The organism is Sphingomonas canaveralia (genome assembly GCF_047238125.1).
Lineage (GTDB): Bacteria > Pseudomonadota > Alphaproteobacteria > Sphingomonadales > Sphingomonadaceae > JBDFMH01.
On sequence record NZ_JBDFMH010000001.1, the window covers coordinates 286,312 to 302,424 of the forward strand.

Consider the following 16,113-nt stretch of genomic DNA (forward strand, 5'->3'; position numbering starts at 1 on the left):
GCGCGGCATGACGATCGACAAGACTTTCGACCCAGCCGCCATCGAAGCGCGCTGGTATGCCCATTGGGAAGCGGAAGGCCGGTTCCGCCCGGATCGGCCGGAGGCGGAGCCGTTCACGATCGTGATCCCGCCTCCGAACGTGACGGGCTCGCTGCATATCGGCCATGCGCTGGACAACACCCTACAGGATATCCTGATCCGCCACGCCCGGCTGAAGGGTAAGGACGCGCTCTGGGTGGTCGGCACCGATCATGCCGGCATCGCCACCCAGATGGTGGTCGAGCGCCAGCTGAACGCGAAGGGCGAAAAGCGCACCGATTTCAGCCGCGAGGCGTTCGTCGACAAGGTGTGGGAATGGAAGGCGGAGAGCGGCGGTCAGATCACCCGCCAGCTCCGCCGGCTGGGCGCTTCGTGCGATTGGGCGAACGAACGCTTCACGATGGACGAGGGCTTCAGCCGCGCGGTCATCAAAGTGTTCGTCGATCTGCACGCACAGGGATTGCTGTATCGCGACAAACGGCTGGTGAACTGGGATCCAGGCCTGGGCACGGCCATTTCCGATCTCGAAGTTGAGACGCGGGAGATCAACGGCAAGTTCTGGCACTTCCGCTATCCGCTGGCGGACGGGTCCGGCCATATCTCGGTCGCGACGACGCGGCCCGAGACGATGCTGGCCGACATGGCGGTGGCGGTGAACCCAGCCGACGATCGCTATGCGGCGCTGGTCGGCAAGCAGATCCGGCTGCCGATCACCGGCCGGCTGATCGCGATCGTAACCGACGAGCATGCCGATCCGGAGCTGGGATCAGGTGCGGTGAAGATCACCCCGGGACATGATTTCAACGATTTCGAGGTTGGGCGCCGCGCGGGCTTCAAGGCCGGCGAGATGCTCAACATGCTCGATGCGAAGGCGGTCGTCTGCCAGACCGCGGACGGGCTGATCCCGGCCGATCTGGTGGGATTAGACCGGTTCGAGGCGCGCAAACGCGTGGTCGATCTAATCGAGGCCGAAGGCCTGCTCGAAAAGGTCGAGGATCGCGTGATCCAGACGCCCTATGGCGACCGGTCGGGCGTGGTGATCGAGCCCTGGCTGACCGACCAATGGTATGTCGACGCAAAGGCGCTGGCCGGCCCCGCGATCGAGGCGGTGCGATCGGGCGACATCCGCGTGGTGCCCGAGACGTGGAAGAAGACCTGGTACAACTGGCTGGAGAATATCCAGCCCTGGTGCGTCAGCCGCCAGCTCTGGTGGGGCCACCGGATACCTGCTTGGTACGACGAGGACGGCAACGCCTATGTCGCCGAGGATGAGGCTGGCGCGCAGGCGCAGGCGGGCAACCGCCGGCTGACCCGCGACGAGGACGTGCTCGACACCTGGTTCTCGTCCGCGCTCTGGCCGTTCGGCACGCTGGGCTGGCCCGACGACGAGGCGATGGTGCGCCGCCATTATCCGAACGACGTGCTGATCTCCGGCTTCGACATCCTGTTCTTCTGGGATGCGCGGATGGCCATGCAGGGCTTGCACTTCATGGGCGAGAAGCCCTGGAAGACATTGTATCTCCACGGGCTCGTCCGCGATGCCACCGGCGCGAAAATGTCCAAGTCCAAGGGCAACACGGTCGATCCGCTGGGCCTGATCGATCAATTCGGCGCGGATGCACTGCGCTTCACGCTGGCGGCGATGGAAAGCCAGGGCCGCGATATCAAGCTCGATGAGAAGCGGGTCGAAGGCTATCGCAACTTCGCGACCAAGCTGTGGAACGCCGCCCGCTTCGCGCAGGCCAACGGCATCGGCGCCAGCACCGCGCTGGAGCCGCCCGCGGCCGAACAGGTGGTCAACCGCTGGATCCTGGCAGAGACCATTAAGACCATCCAGGCACTCGATCTGGCGCTGGCCGACCTGCGCTTCGATGAGGCCGCCAACACCATCTATCAGTTCGTCTGGGCGACCTTCTGCGACTGGTATCTTGAACTGATCAAGGGCCAGATCGACGACGAAACCAAGGCGGTGGCAGGCTGGGTGCTGGACCAGATCCTGGTCATCCTGCACCCGTTCATGCCGTTCATCACCGAGGAGCTGTGGCATGCGCTCGGAGACCGGCCTTATGATCTGATCCTGGCGAAGTGGCCGATGGCCGATGCGCGCGCGATCGATCCCGCCGCGGCCGCCGAGATCGACTGGCTGGTCCGCCTGATCGACGGCATCCGCGCCGCCCGCGCCGAACTGCAGGTGCCGCCGGGCGCGAAGCTGCCGCTGCATGTGCGCGATGCCGGGCTCGACACAGCGGTGCGGCTCGGCGCGCAGGCGGCGGCGCTTGCCCGCCTGGCGCGCGTCTCGATCATCACCACTGATGATGCACCGCCCGGCGGCGCGGCGCAGATCGTGGTCGACGAGGCGACCTATGTGCTGCCGCTGGAAGGCGTGATCGACATCGCGGCCGAACGCGCGCGGCTGGGCAAGGCGATCGCGCAGGCGGAAAAGGAGCGCGATGCGCTGGCGCGCCGGCTCGATTCGCCCGGCTTTGCTGAGAAGGCCAAGCCGGAAGCTGTCGCCAAGGCGCGCGCCGATCATGCCGAACGTTCGGCCGAGGCGGAGCGGCTGGGCGCAGCGCTCGCGCGGCTCGCATAGATGGCGGCAGCAGCATCGCGGCGTGATCTGACGACAGGTCCGATCGCGGCCACGCTGCTGCGGTTCGCCTTGCCGACGCTGGGATCGAGCATCCTGCAATCGCTGAACGGATCGGTGAACGCGATCTGGGTCGGCCGTTTCCTTGGCGAGAATGCGTTGGCGGCCACGTCCAATGCCAATCTCGTGATGTTCCTGATGTTCGCGGCCATGTTCGGCTTCGGCATGGCGGCGACGATCCTGGTCGGCCAGAGGATGGGCGCGCGCGATCTGGATGGTGCGCGGCGCGCGGTCGGCAGCGCGCTCGGCCTGTTCGCCGGGCTGTCGATCGTCATCGCCGTCGTGGGTTGGCTGCTGGCGCCCGATCTGCTGGCGCTGCTGGCGACGCCATCCGGCGCGCGTGCGGAGGCGCTGGCCTATCTCCGCGTGATCTTCCTCGCGATGCCGGCCTCGTTCGTTTCGACGCTGCTGATCATGGCGATGCGCGGCATGGGCGATTCGCTGACGCCGCTATGGTTCATGGGGCTGGCGGTCGCGCTCGATATCGCGCTGAACCCGCTGCTGATCGCAGGCATCGGTCCGTTCCCGGCGCTGGGCATAGCCGGATCCGCCTGGGCGACACTGATCGCGACCGTCGTGTCGTTGGCCGCATTGCTCGGCTGGATCTATGCGCGCGACCTGCCGGTCCGGCTGCGCGGGGGCGAGCTCGCCTATCTCCGCCCCGCGCCTGCGCTGGGGCGCGCGATGCTGGGCAAGGGCCTGCCGATGGGCCTGCAGATGATCGTAATCTCGGTGTCGGCCCTCGCGATGATCGGCCTGGTCAATCGCGAGGGCGTCATCGTCACCGCGGCCTATGGCGTGACCCAGCAGCTGTGGACCTATGTCCAGATGCCGGCGATGGCGATCGGCGCCGCCGTCAGCGCGATGGCCGCGCAGAATATCGGCGCCGGGCGCTGGGATCGGGTCGGCGCGATCACGCGCTGGGGCATCGTCTTCAATCTGGTGCTGACTGGCGCGCTGGTGCTGGCGCTCACCCTTGCCGATCATGGCGCGCTCGGCCTGTTCCTGGGGGCCGGCAGCCCCGCCATCCCGATCGCCGAACATATCCACCGCCTGGCCGGCTGGAGCTTCATCCTGTTCGGCGTCTCGCTGGTGCTGTTCGCTACCGTGCGCGCCAACGGCGCGGTGATCGCGCCGCTGGTCATCCTGACAGTCGCGCTGTTTCCGGTCCGGCTCGGGCTCGCCCGGCTGGCCTATCCCGTGCTGGGCGCGGACGCGATCTGGTGGAGCTTCCCGGCCGGATCGCTGGCCACGCTGCTGCTCGGAGCCGGCTATTACCGCTTCGGCAGCTGGCGCAAGGGCAGTTTCGTGCCGCCGGCGCAGGCGGAGGAAGCCGCGCTCGCCGACGGCGATGCCTGTGGCAAGCTCAGCCCCACCGGCTGAGTCTGCCGGCGTCGATCAGCGGAACGGCGGTTCGTTGAACGCCCGCAGCTTGCGGCTGTGGAGCGATCGGCCGGTGGCGCGCAGCTCGTCGATTGCGGCGATGCCGATCCGCAGATGCTCGTTGATCGCACGCTCGTAGAAGCGATTGGCCTGGCCGGGCAGCTTGATCTCGCCATGGATCGGCTTGTCCGACACGCACAACAGCGTGCCATATGGCACGCGGAAGCGATAACCCTGCGCCGCCAATGTCGCCGATTCCATGTCGATCGCGACCGCGCGGCTCTGGTTGAAGCGCAGCGCGGAGCGCGTGTAGCGCAGCTCCCAGTTGCGATCGTCGGTGGTGACGACGGTGCCGGTGCGCAGCCGCGCCTTCAGCAGATCGCCGCTCTCGCCCGATACGATCTCCGCCGCCCGGCTCAATGCCACCTGGACTTCTGCGATCGCCGGGATCGGGATTTCGGGCGGCAGCACATCGTCCAGCACATGATCGTCACGCAGATAGGCGTGGGCCAAAACATAATCGCCGATCCGCTGGCTGGGGCGCAGTCCGCCGCAATGGCCGATCATCAACCAGGCTTCCGGCCGCATCACGGCCAGATGATCGGTGATCGTCTTGGCGTTCGAAGGGCCGACGCCGATGTTGACCAGCGTGATGCCCGATCGGTCCGGCCCGACCAGATGGTAGGCCGGCATCTGATGCTTCTTCCAGGCCGAATCGCTGATCGCCCCGGCCGGATCGGGATGTTCGGGGCCGATCTCCAGTCCGCCCGAACAGCTCAGCAGTCGATAGGGCCCGTCGGCAGAAATCATGCTGGTCGCCCACTGCACGAATTCGTCGACATAACGGTTGTAGTTGGTGAACAGGATATAGTTCTGGACGTGCGCCGGCGGCGTGCCGGTGTAGTGCCGCAGCCGGGCGAGGCTGAAGTCGACGCGCTGCGCATCGAACAGCGCCAGCGGGCGGGCCGAATCGGGTACCGCAGGCGTCCAGAAACCGTCCGCCACCTCGTCGCCGATATGGACCAGTTCGTTGGCCGGGAAGATCCGCGCAAGCTCCACCGCGGCCGCCCCGGTCAGATCGATGTCGTGTCCGGCGTCGAGCACATAGGGGTAGGGGATCTCCTGCCGACCACGGCCGATCTCCACCGTCGCGCCATAATCGCTGACCAGCAGGTCCAGCTGTTCTGCCAGATAGTCGCGGAACAGCGCGGGCTGGGTGACGCTGATGGCATAGTCGCCCGCCGCGGTCAGCCGGCCATAGGCGCGCGCAGGATGTTCGCGCGGCAGCGAGCCGTCATAATGCAGCCGGATCTCGGGATAAGCGAAGGCGCCCGCCGCCCGCGCGGCGTCGTCCGGGCGCTCCCCGGTTTCGATGTAGAGCGCGAGCGCACGGCGCAGCGCCGCGACCGAGGCGCGGTACAGCCGGTCGAGTTCGTCGACGGTAGCGAAGCTTTGTTCGGAGGCCATCGGGCCCTTTCTTGCAAACAGGTGGTGCGGCCACCGATCGATCGGCGGCCGCAAGGCGGATCAGAGCTGCTCGAGCAGATACTCGGCGGAACTCACCTTGAACTCGCCGGGCGCTTCGACGTGCAGCTGCTCGATCGTGCCGTCGTTCACGATCATCGCGAACCGCTGCCCGCGCAGGCCCAGGCCGAATGCGGATCCGTCCATCGTCAGGTCAAGCGCCTTGGCGAACTCGCCATTGCCGTCCGCCAGCATAGTGATGCCGTCCGCGCCGGCGGACTTGCCCCAGGCGCCCATCACGAACGCATCGTTGACCGCGGTCGCAGCGACCTCGTCGATGCCCTTGGCCTTCAGCGCATCCAGCTTGTCGACGAAACCCGGCAGGTGGCGTGCGGAACAGGTGGGCGTGAACGCGCCCGGCACCGAGAACAGGGCGATGCGCTTGCCGGCGAAATAGTCGCGTGCGGAAACCTTCTCGGGGCCGTCCGCCGTCGCCTTGGTCAGCGCAACATCCGGAATGGTGTCACCGATCTTGATCGCCATGGCTCAGTCTCCTTCAGGGTCGTTCGTCGAGCGACTAGCCGATGGGGATGACAAAGGGAAACGGGCTTGGGGCGAAGCGCGCGCAGGCGCGTTGGAGGGGGATGCCGCACAGCCTATAGGTTGTTGAATGACCGAGCCGATCTTCCTCAGTGGCCAGTTCCTGCTTGCGATGCCGGGCATCGGCGATCCGCGGTTCGAGCGCGCGGTGATCGCGATGTGCGCGCATGACGAGAATGGCGCGCTGGGAATCGGGGTCGGCCGGGTCGCGCAAGGGCTGCGGCTGCATGCGCTGCTCGATCAGCTGTCGATCGACCGGGGGGTCGCTCCCGACGTGTCGGTCCATGTCGGCGGCCCGGTGGAGCCGCAGCGCGGCTTCGTGATCCACGGCCTGGATTGGGGCGGGCAGGATACGCTGCAGGTCGGCGATCGCTGGGGGCTGACCGGCACGCTCGATGTGCTGCGCGCGATCGCCGAGGGGCGGGGGCCGGCGCGCTACGTGATCGCGCTGGGCTATGCCGGCTGGGGCGAAGGCCAGCTGGATGAGGAGATGACGCGCCACGGCTGGTTCGCGACCCCCGCCGATACCGCCCTGTTGTTCAAGACGGAAGCGCCGCAACGCTGGGATGCTGCCTTCGCGAGTGCCGGTGTCGATTCGCGGCTGCTGGCAACGGGCGCGGGACGCGCCTGACGTCGCCGATCAGGCGCGCAGCCGCTCGATCGCCTGCGCCAGCGCCACATACAGCTTGCCCATGTCGGACGACAGCAATGTCACGCCCAGCGCATGGCCATCGCGGCTGGCCAGGATCCGGCGCAGCATCAGCTCGAAATCATGGATGTAGCGGTTCACCTGATCGCGGAACTCGGGCTCGTCCTCGTAGTGGCGCACAATCTCACGCACCTCGGCGGTGTCGAGCAGCCGCACCGCACGCCGCGTGAAGACGCCGCGGTCGCCCTTCAGATAGGCGGACCAGGCGGTGTCGGTGACATCGTTCGACAGCAACTTCGTCACGTCGATCGCAGTCGAATTGAGCGATTCGATCAGCAAAGCCACGCGCCGCGCCAGATTGTCCTCGTCATGCTCGGCGGCTTCGGCGCGCGCCTCGGCGATCCGGTCCTCGACCTGCGCAGTGGTGTCGGCGATCGTCAGCATCTGGCGCATCAACCGATCGGATGCCGCCTGCGCGGCGGATACCGCGCGCTCGGCCGCTTCGCCGATCTCGCGCATCTGGCCTTCGACGCGGTCACCCATCGCCGCGCGCATCGCATCGCTGGTGGCGGCGCCCAGCGCCTCGGCCGCCTCGGGGATCACACCAGCCAGCGCCTCGCGCGCCCGCTCGGATGCCTGGGTCGCGGTTTCGCGAACCCGCAGCAGTGCTTCGACCAGCTGTCCGCCGGCCGCCTCGGCCGCGATCCGCGCGGCTTCGCCAGTCTCATCGTTCAGCTGCTTCAGCGCCTGGGTGCGCGTCTCGACCGTGGAAAGGTGCCCCGCCAGCATGTCGGACAAGCCGGCCAGCGTGTCGTGCTGCGCCGCCAGCGCACCCCGCGATTCGTCGAACCGCGCGGCGATCGCGTGGGCCGATAGAGCCAGCTTCGCGGCATCGGTGGTCGCGCTCGAAACATGCTGCGCGCCGCGCGCCGCCTGGTTCTCGATATCCAGCAAAAGCGGGGGCAGATCCTCGACCAGCGTGCGCGCGCTGGCATCGATGCGGTCGCGCAGCGCCTCCGCCCGCGCGATCAGCGTGTCGGCCGATCCGGTGCCGTCCTCGATCGCGAGCCTGGCCCGTTCGGCCTGGCCACGTAGCGCGCCGACTGCGTCCGAAAGCATGTTGGTGCGCTGGATGCCGGCCGACTCCATCGTCGCCAGCAGCTGCTCGATCTCGACCAGCCCGCGCCCGAGCCGTGACAGCAGCGCATGGCTGGCCGCATCCTGCGCAGCCAACTGCGCCGACAGATGATCGACCTGCTGGCCTGCCTCGGCAAGCCGGCGGCCCAGCGACCGCGCCGCTTCCGATCCCGCGCTCTCGAACCCGGATTGGGCCTGATCGATCATCGCCATCAGCGCTGCGGCCTGGGCGTCGATGCCGGTGCGCACGCCATCGATCGCCCGGCCGGCCGCATCCAGCGCGGCATCCGCGCTCTCGGACAGGCGGGCGCCTGCTTCCTCGATCCGCCGGCCTGCCGATTCGCCCGCGCCTTCCAGCCGCGCGGCGTGCGCCGCCAGCCGCTGCGCCGCGCCGCCCGCGGCATCCTCCGCCTCGCGGCCGCGTGCGACGAGCGCGATCAGCTGCGCATCCAGCGCCGCCGCCTGCTCGTGCGCGCCGAGCCCGGCCTCGCGCAGCTGCCCGGTCATCGTGCGGAGCTGTTCCTCGGCGCGTGGCAGATCGGTCATCAGCACGCCCATGTCGGCGCGCGCGGCGGATGCGGCGCGGGCCAGGCTGTCCGAATGACGCGCGAGAATCGCTCCCTCCTGCGCGAACCCGGCGCTGACCGCAGCCAGCCGTCCGCCCGCTTCCTCACCGAGCGCCAACAGCCGATCGCCATGGTCGCCCAGCGATTCGCGCTCGGCGGCCAACCGGTCCGACAGGCTGGCGACGACCGCTTCGAGCCGCATCGATTCGGCGCGCATCGCTTCGGCCGTGGCGGCGAAGCGCAGCGATTCGCGGCGGCTGGTGCGCGCGATCAGCAGATAGGCGATGCCGATCACTGCGATCGGTGCGGCGATCACCGGCATCAGCGAGAACAGGTCCAGCAGCGGATCGGTGCCGCCCGGTAGCCGCGTCACCGCGACATAGGTGGCGAACAGCACCCAGCCGATCGCCACCACGCCCAGTAACACGGCCAGCGCCAGCATGCCGCGCCGGCGGGGTGGCAGCTCCTCCTCGAACAATTGGCTGTCCACCATCGGCGGGCCTTCCGGCTCCGCCTGCTCGCTCCTGCCCGCGGCGATCAGATCGCCCAGGCTCTGCGCCCCTTTTGCCCCTGGTCCCATGCCCGATGTTTACCATTTTTGGACGCAGGCGGAAGGGTGGCCGGCAACGCTTGGTTAAGCTCGTCGCACTATCACACCATCATGGCCTACGAACCCCAGGGACTTGATGCGATGCTCGCGGCAGCGGTGGGAGACGATCCCGCGCTGGTGAACGAGCTGCGAACCGCCTTTGCCGAGAGCGCCCGCGCGCTTGCCGGCGAATTGCGCTCGGCGCCCGGCGATGCCGAATGGCGTGCCGCGGCGCTGCGCCTGCAGGGGCTTGCCGCCAGCTTCGGCGCGCTCGGGCTCATGGCACTGGCCGAGACCGCGCTGGCAGGGAGCGCCGCCGATCGCGCAACGCTGCGCCGGATCGATGCCTTCGTCGACGGAATCCTGCTGCCGCACTGATCGCGGCGCTTTGCATCGCGCCTGAACTGTCGGTAACTCGCGCTCTTTTCGGGCGAGGGGACGGGTGTGGCGCTGGCGGCGCTGATCATGGCCTATGATACGATCGACGGTGGCAGCGAAGCGTTGCGGGCGACGCTGCCGGTGGCCGGTCGCACGCTGGTCGAGCATCAGGCGCGGCAGGCGATCGCCGCCGGCGCGCGCCACGTGATCCTGCTGGTCGAGCGTATTCCGGCCGAACTCGTCGCCGCCATCGACCGCCTGCGCCACGATGGCGTCCAGCTCGAAGTCGCGCGAACGATGGCCGATGCCGCGGACCGCGCCCATCCGGACGAGGGCCTGTTGCTGTTCGCCGATGGGTGCCTGGCCGATCAGCGGCTGGTCGAGCGCGTCGCATCGGCCGCTTCGCCGGCGGTGCTGGTGTTGGAGGACCGCGCCGGCCGCGATCGCCACGAGCGGATCGATGGCAGCCACCGTTGGGCAGGACTTGCCCGTCTCGACGGCGAATCGGTGCGGCGGACTGCTGCGATGCTGGGCGATTGGGATGCGCAATCCACCCTGCTGCGGCGCGCGGTGCAGGCCGGCGCCGCCCGGATCCTGGCCGATCCCGAACCTACGCCGCTGCTCGCATCGTCCGCGCAGGCGGTAGATGGTTATGATCGTGCGCTGGTCACTGCGTCGCGGCGCGATGCCCCGGGCTGGCCATCCCATTATCTGTTCGCGCTGGGCGAGGGGCCGGCCGCGGCTGCGCTGGCGGCGCGCGCGGTCGATCCGGTGCTGGTCGCGGCAGGCGGCGCCGCGCTTGCGATCGCGGCACCGCTTGCCGGTCTGGCGGGTTGGGTCGGCAGCGGGCTCGCGCTGGCGCTGCTGTCCGGCCCGGTCGCGGGGATCGCGGCGCGGATCGGGCGGTTGCGGCTCTCCCCGGTACGCCATGCCCGGCTGATCGAACGCGTCCGGATCGCCGGGCTGGCGGCGGGCCCGCTGGCGCTGGCGCACTGGCTGGCGATCGACGGGCAATGGGGCTGGTGGGCGCTGGCCGCGCTGCTGCTGGGGGCGGGGGCGACGCTGTGGCAGGCCCGTCGGCTGCAGCGCAGCCTGCCGCGCTGGATCGCCGATCCCGATGCGTTGGCATGGTTGCTGGCGCCGTTCGCCGTCGCCGGCTTCTGGGGCGAGGGGATGGTGGCGATCACCGCCTATGCGGCGGTTTCCGCCGGTGATGCGCTGCGCCGGCTGGGCCGCGATCGAGACTTGAACGCGGTTTAGGCCGCCTTAATCACAAGCCGCTAAGCCCGCTCCATGGGTGGCGTGAACGACGACCCTTGGATGGGCGCGCCTGCGGGCGCAAGCCGGCTGCTGGCGGATGCCGCACGCGCCGAGGCGCTGGCACGTGCGCGCGTGGCGGCGGCCGCGGGCGACATCGCCAACCGCTTCGATGCCCGTCCCACCGATTATCAACGCGCGACGATGGCTCGCCTGCTCGACATGATCGTCGGCGACATCGAAGCGGCGCTGCGTGCCCGCCTGCCGGCATTGCTGGCCGATGTCGCCAGTCCCGAGGCGCTCGCCGCGATCGAAGTCGCGCGCGTGCCGCTGGCTCGGCCGTTGCTCGATCGGGCGCGGATGCTGGCCGATGCGGAGTTCGCCGCACTGCTGCTGTCGCGCGCCGACGAGCATGCCCGCGTGACCGCGCTGGCGCTGGCCCGTGCGGAAGCGAGCGCCGCCGATCCCCAGCTGTTCGCCATGCCCCGCTTCGATGGCCTGCTGGCAAGCGCGGATACTGCGCTGGCGGCTGCGGCGCGCGCAGTGGCGGAGGGTGAGGCTCGGCGGCTGGACAGGTTCCAGGATGCCGCCGCCGGCCGCCTCGATCTGCCTGCCGAACTGCATCACCGCCTGTCGTGGCGGGTAGCGGCGGCGTTGCGCTACTATCTCGTCGGCGCGCAGGCGCTGCCGGCGGCTGCGGTCGATCGCGCGGTGTCTGCCGCAGCGGCATCGGCCATGGCGGATTATGACGAGGGTGAGACGCTCGAGGGGCGGGCGATGGCGCTCGTGATCGCGCTGCGCCTGCGTGGACTGCTCGACGACGACATGCTCGCGTCGCTGGCGCTGGAGGGGCATGTCGCGGTCACGATGGCCGCATTGTCGGCGCGCGCCGGGATCGCGATCGATCTGGTGCGCGAGATTGCCGGCGATGCCGATGGCGCCCGCCTGCTGTTGTTGCTCGCTGCTTCCGGCGTCTCGCGCGATGCCGCCGCTGCGTTGCTGCTGGCGCTGGAACCGGCCGACGGGATCGGCATGGCCGAGCGTCGCATGGCCGATTTCGACCGGACGACGCCCGAATTCGCTGCCGATGCGGTCGCCAACTGGCGGCTCGATCCCGAATATCGCCACGCGCTCGCCGATCTGGCGGCGGGGCTGGGCCAGGGGGATCGGATCGCATGATCGCTCCGCAACCGCCGATCCGCGGCCATGCCGATCGTGCCGGCAGGCTGGTGGATGCCGATCCCCCGCTGGCCGGGCTGCAGGCGCGTGCCGGGGGCGTGCCCGGTGGGCCGATCGCGGTGCCGCAACTGGCCGCGCTCGTCCGGCTGGTGCTGCGGCTGAAGATCGTCGTGTCGCGCGGCGTCGTCGCCGCCGACGGCGATCAGGATCTCGACCTGTGGGTGCGGGCTGCGCCGGATGGCGACGGGGTGTCGCTCGCCATCGTCGGCTGGACGGAACGGCCCGCGAGCCTGCCTGTGGCGGCAGCGTCGATCGCACGCGAGCATGATCATCTGCGCGCGGAGGCCGACTGGCTGTGGGAGTGCGATGCGGCGCTTGCGATCACCGGGCTTTCCGCCAACGCGGCGGCCAGCGTACCGCACGATGCGATCGGCGCACCGCTGACCCGCATCTTCGCCCTGCGCGCCGATCGTGACGGGGCGATGCCGCTGATCGACGCGATGGCCGAACGCCGCCGCTTCCACGGCCAATATGCCAGCCTCCAGGCTGATCCCGCCCGGTCGCTGCTGCTTTCGGGCCTGCCGCTGACCGCCGGCGATGGCGGCTTCGCAGGGTTCCGCGGGCAGGCCCGCACGCTCCCGCCCGAGCCGGCCGAGCCCGGCGGCAGCGCATTCCGCGATCGGCTGGGCAGCGCACTGCGCCAGCCGCTCGATCGCATCATCGCATCGGCCGAGGCGATCCGTGAGCAGGATGGCGGGCCGCTGCGCCGCGACTATGCCGGCTATGCCGGAGATATCGCCAGCGCGGGCCGACACCTGCTGGCGCTGGTCGGCGATCTGGTCGACCTGTCGGATATCGAAAGCGCCGATTTCCGCCCCGAACGTGATCCGATCGACCTGGCCGACGTCGCCCGGCGTGCGGCCGGGCTGCTGGCAATCCGCGCCGCCGAGCGCGCCGTGCGGATCGATCGCCCGGCAGAGGCGGATACCGCGCCCGCCACCGGCGATTTCCGACGCGCGCTGCAGATCGCGGTGAACCTGATCGGCAACGCGATCCGCCACTCGCCCCAGGGTGGCACGATCCACCTGGCCTGCAATGTGGAGCCGGGGCTGGCGCGGCTGACGGTCGCCGATCAGGGAGCGGGCATCGCCGCCGAGGACCAAGCCCGCATCTTCGAGAAATTCGCACGGCTCGATCCGGCGACGCCGGATGGCAGCGGGCTCGGCCTCTATATCGCGCGCCGACTGGCCCGCGCGATGGGCGGGGATGTCGAGGTGGACAGCATTCCCGGCCAGGGTGCCCGCTTCACCCTGACCCTCCGGGACGGCTGACGCTTAGCGCTCGCCCACCGGCACATAATCGCGCTGCGTCGGCCCGGTATAGAGCTGGCGCGGACGACCGATCTTCTGCTCGGGATCGGCGATCATCTCGTTCCATTGCGCCACCCAGCCGACGGTGCGGGCGAGCGCGAACAATACGGTGAACATCGTCGTCGGGAAACCGATCGCCGACAGGATCACGCCCGAATAGAAATCGACGTTAGGGTACAGCTTCTTGTCGATGAAATAGGGATCCTCGAGCGCGATCCGCTCCAGTTCGCGCGCGGTGTCGAGCACCGGATCGCTCTTGCCCAGCTTGTCCAGCACCTCGGTCGCCGCCTTCGACAGCACCTTCGCGCGCGGATCGAAATTCTTGTAGACGCGGTGGCCGAAGCCCATCAGCCGGAACGGATCGTCCTTGTTCTTCGCGCGGGCGATATATTCGGGGATGCGGTCCGGCGTGCCGATCTCGCGCAGCATGTTCAGCGCCGCCTCGTTCGCGCCGCCATGCGCGGGGCCCCACAGGCAGGCGATGCCGGCGGCGATGCACGCGAACGGATTGGCGCCCGAAGAGCCCGCCAGCCGTACGGTCGAGGTCGACGCGTTCTGTTCGTGATCGGCATGGAGGATGAAGATCTTGTCCATCGCATCGCGCACGATCGGATCGACTTCATAATCCTCGGCCGGCACCGAGAAGGTCATCCGCAGGAAGTTGGCCGTATAGTCGAGATGGTTCTGCGGGTAGACGAAGGGCTGGCCGACCGAATATTTATAGGCCATCGCAGCGATCGTCGGGATCTTGGCGATCAGCCGGTGGCTGGCGACCAGCCGCTGGTGCGGATCGTTGATGTCGGTCGAATCATGGTAGAAGGCGGAAAGCGCGCCGACCACGCCGGTCATGATCGCCATCGGGTGCGCATCGCGGCGGAAACCGCGATAGAATTGCGCCAGCTGCTCGTGCAGCATGGTGTGGCGGGTGATCGTGGTCGTGAACTTGTCGAGCTCGGTCTTCGCCGGCAACTCGCCGTTCAGCAGCAGATACGCCACTTCCATGAAGCTGGACTGTTCGGCCAGCTGATCGATCGGGTAGCCGCGGTGAAGCAGCACGCCGGCATCGCCGTCGATATAGGTGATCTCCGACTCGCAACTCGCGGTCGAGGTGAAGCCGGGATCATAGGTGAACGCGCCGGTCTGCGCATACAGCTTGCGGATGTCGATGACATCGGGCCCGACCGATCCGGACACGACGGGATATTCCGCAGCTTTTCCTGCGATCTCGATCTTGGCGTTCGCCCCCATATCGTCCTCCTTGGCTGTCAGTCCCTGCCATCCAGCCGGTCGGCCAAGCGCGCGAGGCTCTCGGTCCGTCCCAGCAGGACGAGCACATCGAAAATGCCGGGAGAGGTGGCCCGCCCGGTCAACGCGGCACGCAACGGCTGCGCGACCTTGCCAAGGCCCACGCCGGCACTTTCCGCAACCCCCTTGACCGCGGCTTCGAGCGTCTCCGCGCTCCAGTCGGTCACCCCTGCGATCGCGCCGCGCGCCTGGGCGAGCAGCTCGATACCCGGCCCCTCTAGCAGCAGCGCGGCCTTCTCGTCCATTGCGAGCGGGCGGGCGGCGAACAGGAATTCGGCGCCGGATGCCAGCTCGTTCAGATCCTTCGCGCGCGGTTTCAGCACCGGCATCGTCCGTTCCAGCAGCGCGCCTTCCTCGGCGGTCAGCGCGCGGCCGAGCCCGGCTTCCGCACGCGGCGCCGTCAGTTCCGCCAGCCGTGCATCGGCCGCCTCGCGAATATAGTGGCCGTTGAGATTTTCGAGCTTCTTGAGATCGAAGCGCGATGGCCCGCGGCCGACATCGCCGATGTCGAACCACTGGATGGCCTGCTCGCGGCTGATGATCTCGGCATCGCCATGCCCCCAGCCCAGCCGCAACAGATAGTTGGACAGCGCCTCCGGCAGCATGCCCATCTCGTCGCGATACGCCTCCACGCCCAGCGCGCCGTGACGCTTGGAAAGCTTGGCCCCGTCCGCGCCGTGGATCAGCGGCACATGCGCATAGACCGGCTCGGCCCAGCCATCCTCGATCCTGGCCATCGACCGGATGATGCCTAGCTGGCGGAACGCGTTGTTGAGATGATCATCGCCGCGGATGACATGCGTCACCCCCATGTCGCGATCGTCGACGACCACTGCCAGCATGTAGGTCGGCGTGCCGTCCGACCGCAACAGCACCATGTCGTCCAGCTCGGCATTGCGGACGGTGACATCGCCCTGGACGCGATCATGGATGGTCGTCTCGCCGCTTTGATCGGCCTTGAGCCGTACCACGAACGGCGCCCCGGCCGGCGCATCGGCCGGATCGCGATCGCGCCAGCGCCCGTCATAGCGCAGCGGCAGTTTCTGCGCCTTCTGCTCAGCGCGCATCGCTTCCAGCTCTTCGGGCGTGGCGAAGCATTTATAGGCATGACCCGCGGCCAGCAGCTGGTTGGCGACTTCGGCGTGGCGGTCCGCGCGGGCGAACTGGAACACCGCGTCGCCGTCCCAGTCCAACCCCAGCCAGCGCATGCCATCCAGGATCGCATCGATTGCGGGCTGGGTGGATCGCGCGCGATCGGTATCCTCGATCCGCAGCAGGAACTTGCCGCCGAAATGGCGGGCGTAGAGCCAGTTGAACAGCGCCGTCCGCGCGCCCCCGATGTGCAGGAAGCCCGTCGGCGACGGTGCGAACCGCGTGACCACGGGGGCGTTGCTGTCTGCCGGATCGGTACTGGCGGCCATCCGCAATCGTCTCCAAGATGTGCGGCATGGCCACGAGGTTCGGCGGCGCCCTTAGCATGGCTTTTCGCGCGCTTGGAAGGGGCGCGGATGCGCCGCCGCGCGCGCGTCTCCATCCGCTGGCCCGGATCG

12 protein-coding genes are annotated in these 16,113 nt (G+C 68.8%); 7 read left to right on the forward strand and 5 right to left on the reverse strand.

The window, feature by feature from the left end; genetic code table 11:
- Positions 1 to 7: 7 nt before the first annotated feature.
- Both ABC347_RS01430 and ABC347_RS01435 read left to right on the forward strand, forming a co-directional pair.
- Positions 8 to 2,629, forward strand: a complete 2,622-nt coding sequence (locus ABC347_RS01430; protein WP_413244004.1) for a valine--tRNA ligase — start codon at positions 8 to 10, stop codon at positions 2,627 to 2,629.
- Positions 2,630 to 4,069, forward strand: coding sequence for an MATE family efflux transporter (locus ABC347_RS01435; RefSeq protein WP_413244005.1), 1,440 nt, complete (start codon positions 2,630 to 2,632; stop codon positions 4,067 to 4,069).
- Between the two features lie 15 nt (positions 4,070 to 4,084).
- On the opposite strand, the gene ABC347_RS01440 is transcribed toward ABC347_RS01435, so the two are convergent.
- The gene (locus tag ABC347_RS01440) at positions 4,085 to 5,536 is read right to left on the reverse strand and encodes an AMP nucleosidase (RefSeq protein ID WP_413244006.1); all 1,452 of its coding nucleotides are present in this window, start codon (positions 5,534 to 5,536) and stop codon (positions 4,085 to 4,087) included.
- Positions 5,537 to 5,596: 60 nt separating this feature from the next.
- Positions 5,597 to 6,076 carry a peroxiredoxin gene (locus tag ABC347_RS01445; RefSeq protein WP_413244007.1) on the reverse strand — a complete coding sequence of 160 codons (480 nt, stop codon included), beginning with the start codon at positions 6,074 to 6,076 and terminating at the stop codon, positions 5,597 to 5,599.
- Between the two features lie 127 nt (positions 6,077 to 6,203).
- Between ABC347_RS01445 and ABC347_RS01450 the strand changes: the two genes are divergently transcribed.
- Positions 6,204 to 6,764, forward strand: coding sequence for a YqgE/AlgH family protein (locus ABC347_RS01450; RefSeq protein ID WP_413244008.1), 561 nt, complete (start codon positions 6,204 to 6,206; stop codon positions 6,762 to 6,764).
- 9 nt (positions 6,765 to 6,773) lie between these two features.
- Here the strand turns inward: ABC347_RS01450 and ABC347_RS01455 are convergent, their stop codons facing one another.
- Positions 6,774 to 9,065: a coiled-coil domain-containing protein gene (locus ABC347_RS01455; protein ID WP_413244009.1), complete on the reverse strand. Its 2,292-nt coding sequence runs from the start codon at positions 9,063 to 9,065 to the stop codon at positions 6,774 to 6,776.
- Positions 9,066 to 9,146: 81 nt separating this feature from the next.
- On the opposite strand from ABC347_RS01455, the gene ABC347_RS01460 reads away from it, so the two are divergent.
- From ABC347_RS01460 to ABC347_RS01475, 4 genes are all read left to right on the forward strand, one after another.
- Complete coding sequence (locus tag ABC347_RS01460) at positions 9,147 to 9,452, forward strand: Hpt domain-containing protein (protein WP_413244010.1); 306 nt, start codon at positions 9,147 to 9,149, stop codon at positions 9,450 to 9,452.
- Between the two features lie 66 nt (positions 9,453 to 9,518).
- Positions 9,519 to 10,712, forward strand: a complete 1,194-nt coding sequence (locus ABC347_RS01465; RefSeq protein ID WP_413244011.1) for a hypothetical protein — start codon at positions 9,519 to 9,521, stop codon at positions 10,710 to 10,712.
- A gap of 42 nt (positions 10,713 to 10,754) precedes the next feature.
- Positions 10,755 to 11,888, forward strand: coding sequence for a DUF2336 domain-containing protein (locus ABC347_RS01470; RefSeq protein WP_413244012.1), 1,134 nt, complete (start codon positions 10,755 to 10,757; stop codon positions 11,886 to 11,888).
- Entirely contained in the window at positions 11,885 to 13,219 is a 1,335-nt protein-coding gene (locus ABC347_RS01475) for a sensor histidine kinase (protein WP_413244013.1), read from the forward strand. The genes ABC347_RS01470 and ABC347_RS01475 overlap by 4 nt, the downstream gene beginning before the upstream one ends.
- Positions 13,220 to 13,222: 3 nt before the next feature.
- On the opposite strand, the gene gltA is transcribed toward ABC347_RS01475, so the two are convergent.
- Positions 13,223 to 14,506: a citrate synthase gene (gene gltA, locus ABC347_RS01480; RefSeq protein WP_413244014.1), complete on the reverse strand. Its 1,284-nt coding sequence runs from the start codon at positions 14,504 to 14,506 to the stop codon at positions 13,223 to 13,225.
- 17 nt (positions 14,507 to 14,523) lie between these two features.
- Positions 14,524 to 15,984 (reverse strand): glutamate--tRNA ligase, encoded by a 1,461-nt coding sequence (gene gltX, locus ABC347_RS01485; protein WP_413244015.1) that lies wholly within the window; start codon positions 15,982 to 15,984, stop codon positions 14,524 to 14,526.
- Positions 15,985 to 16,113 lie beyond the last annotated feature (129 nt).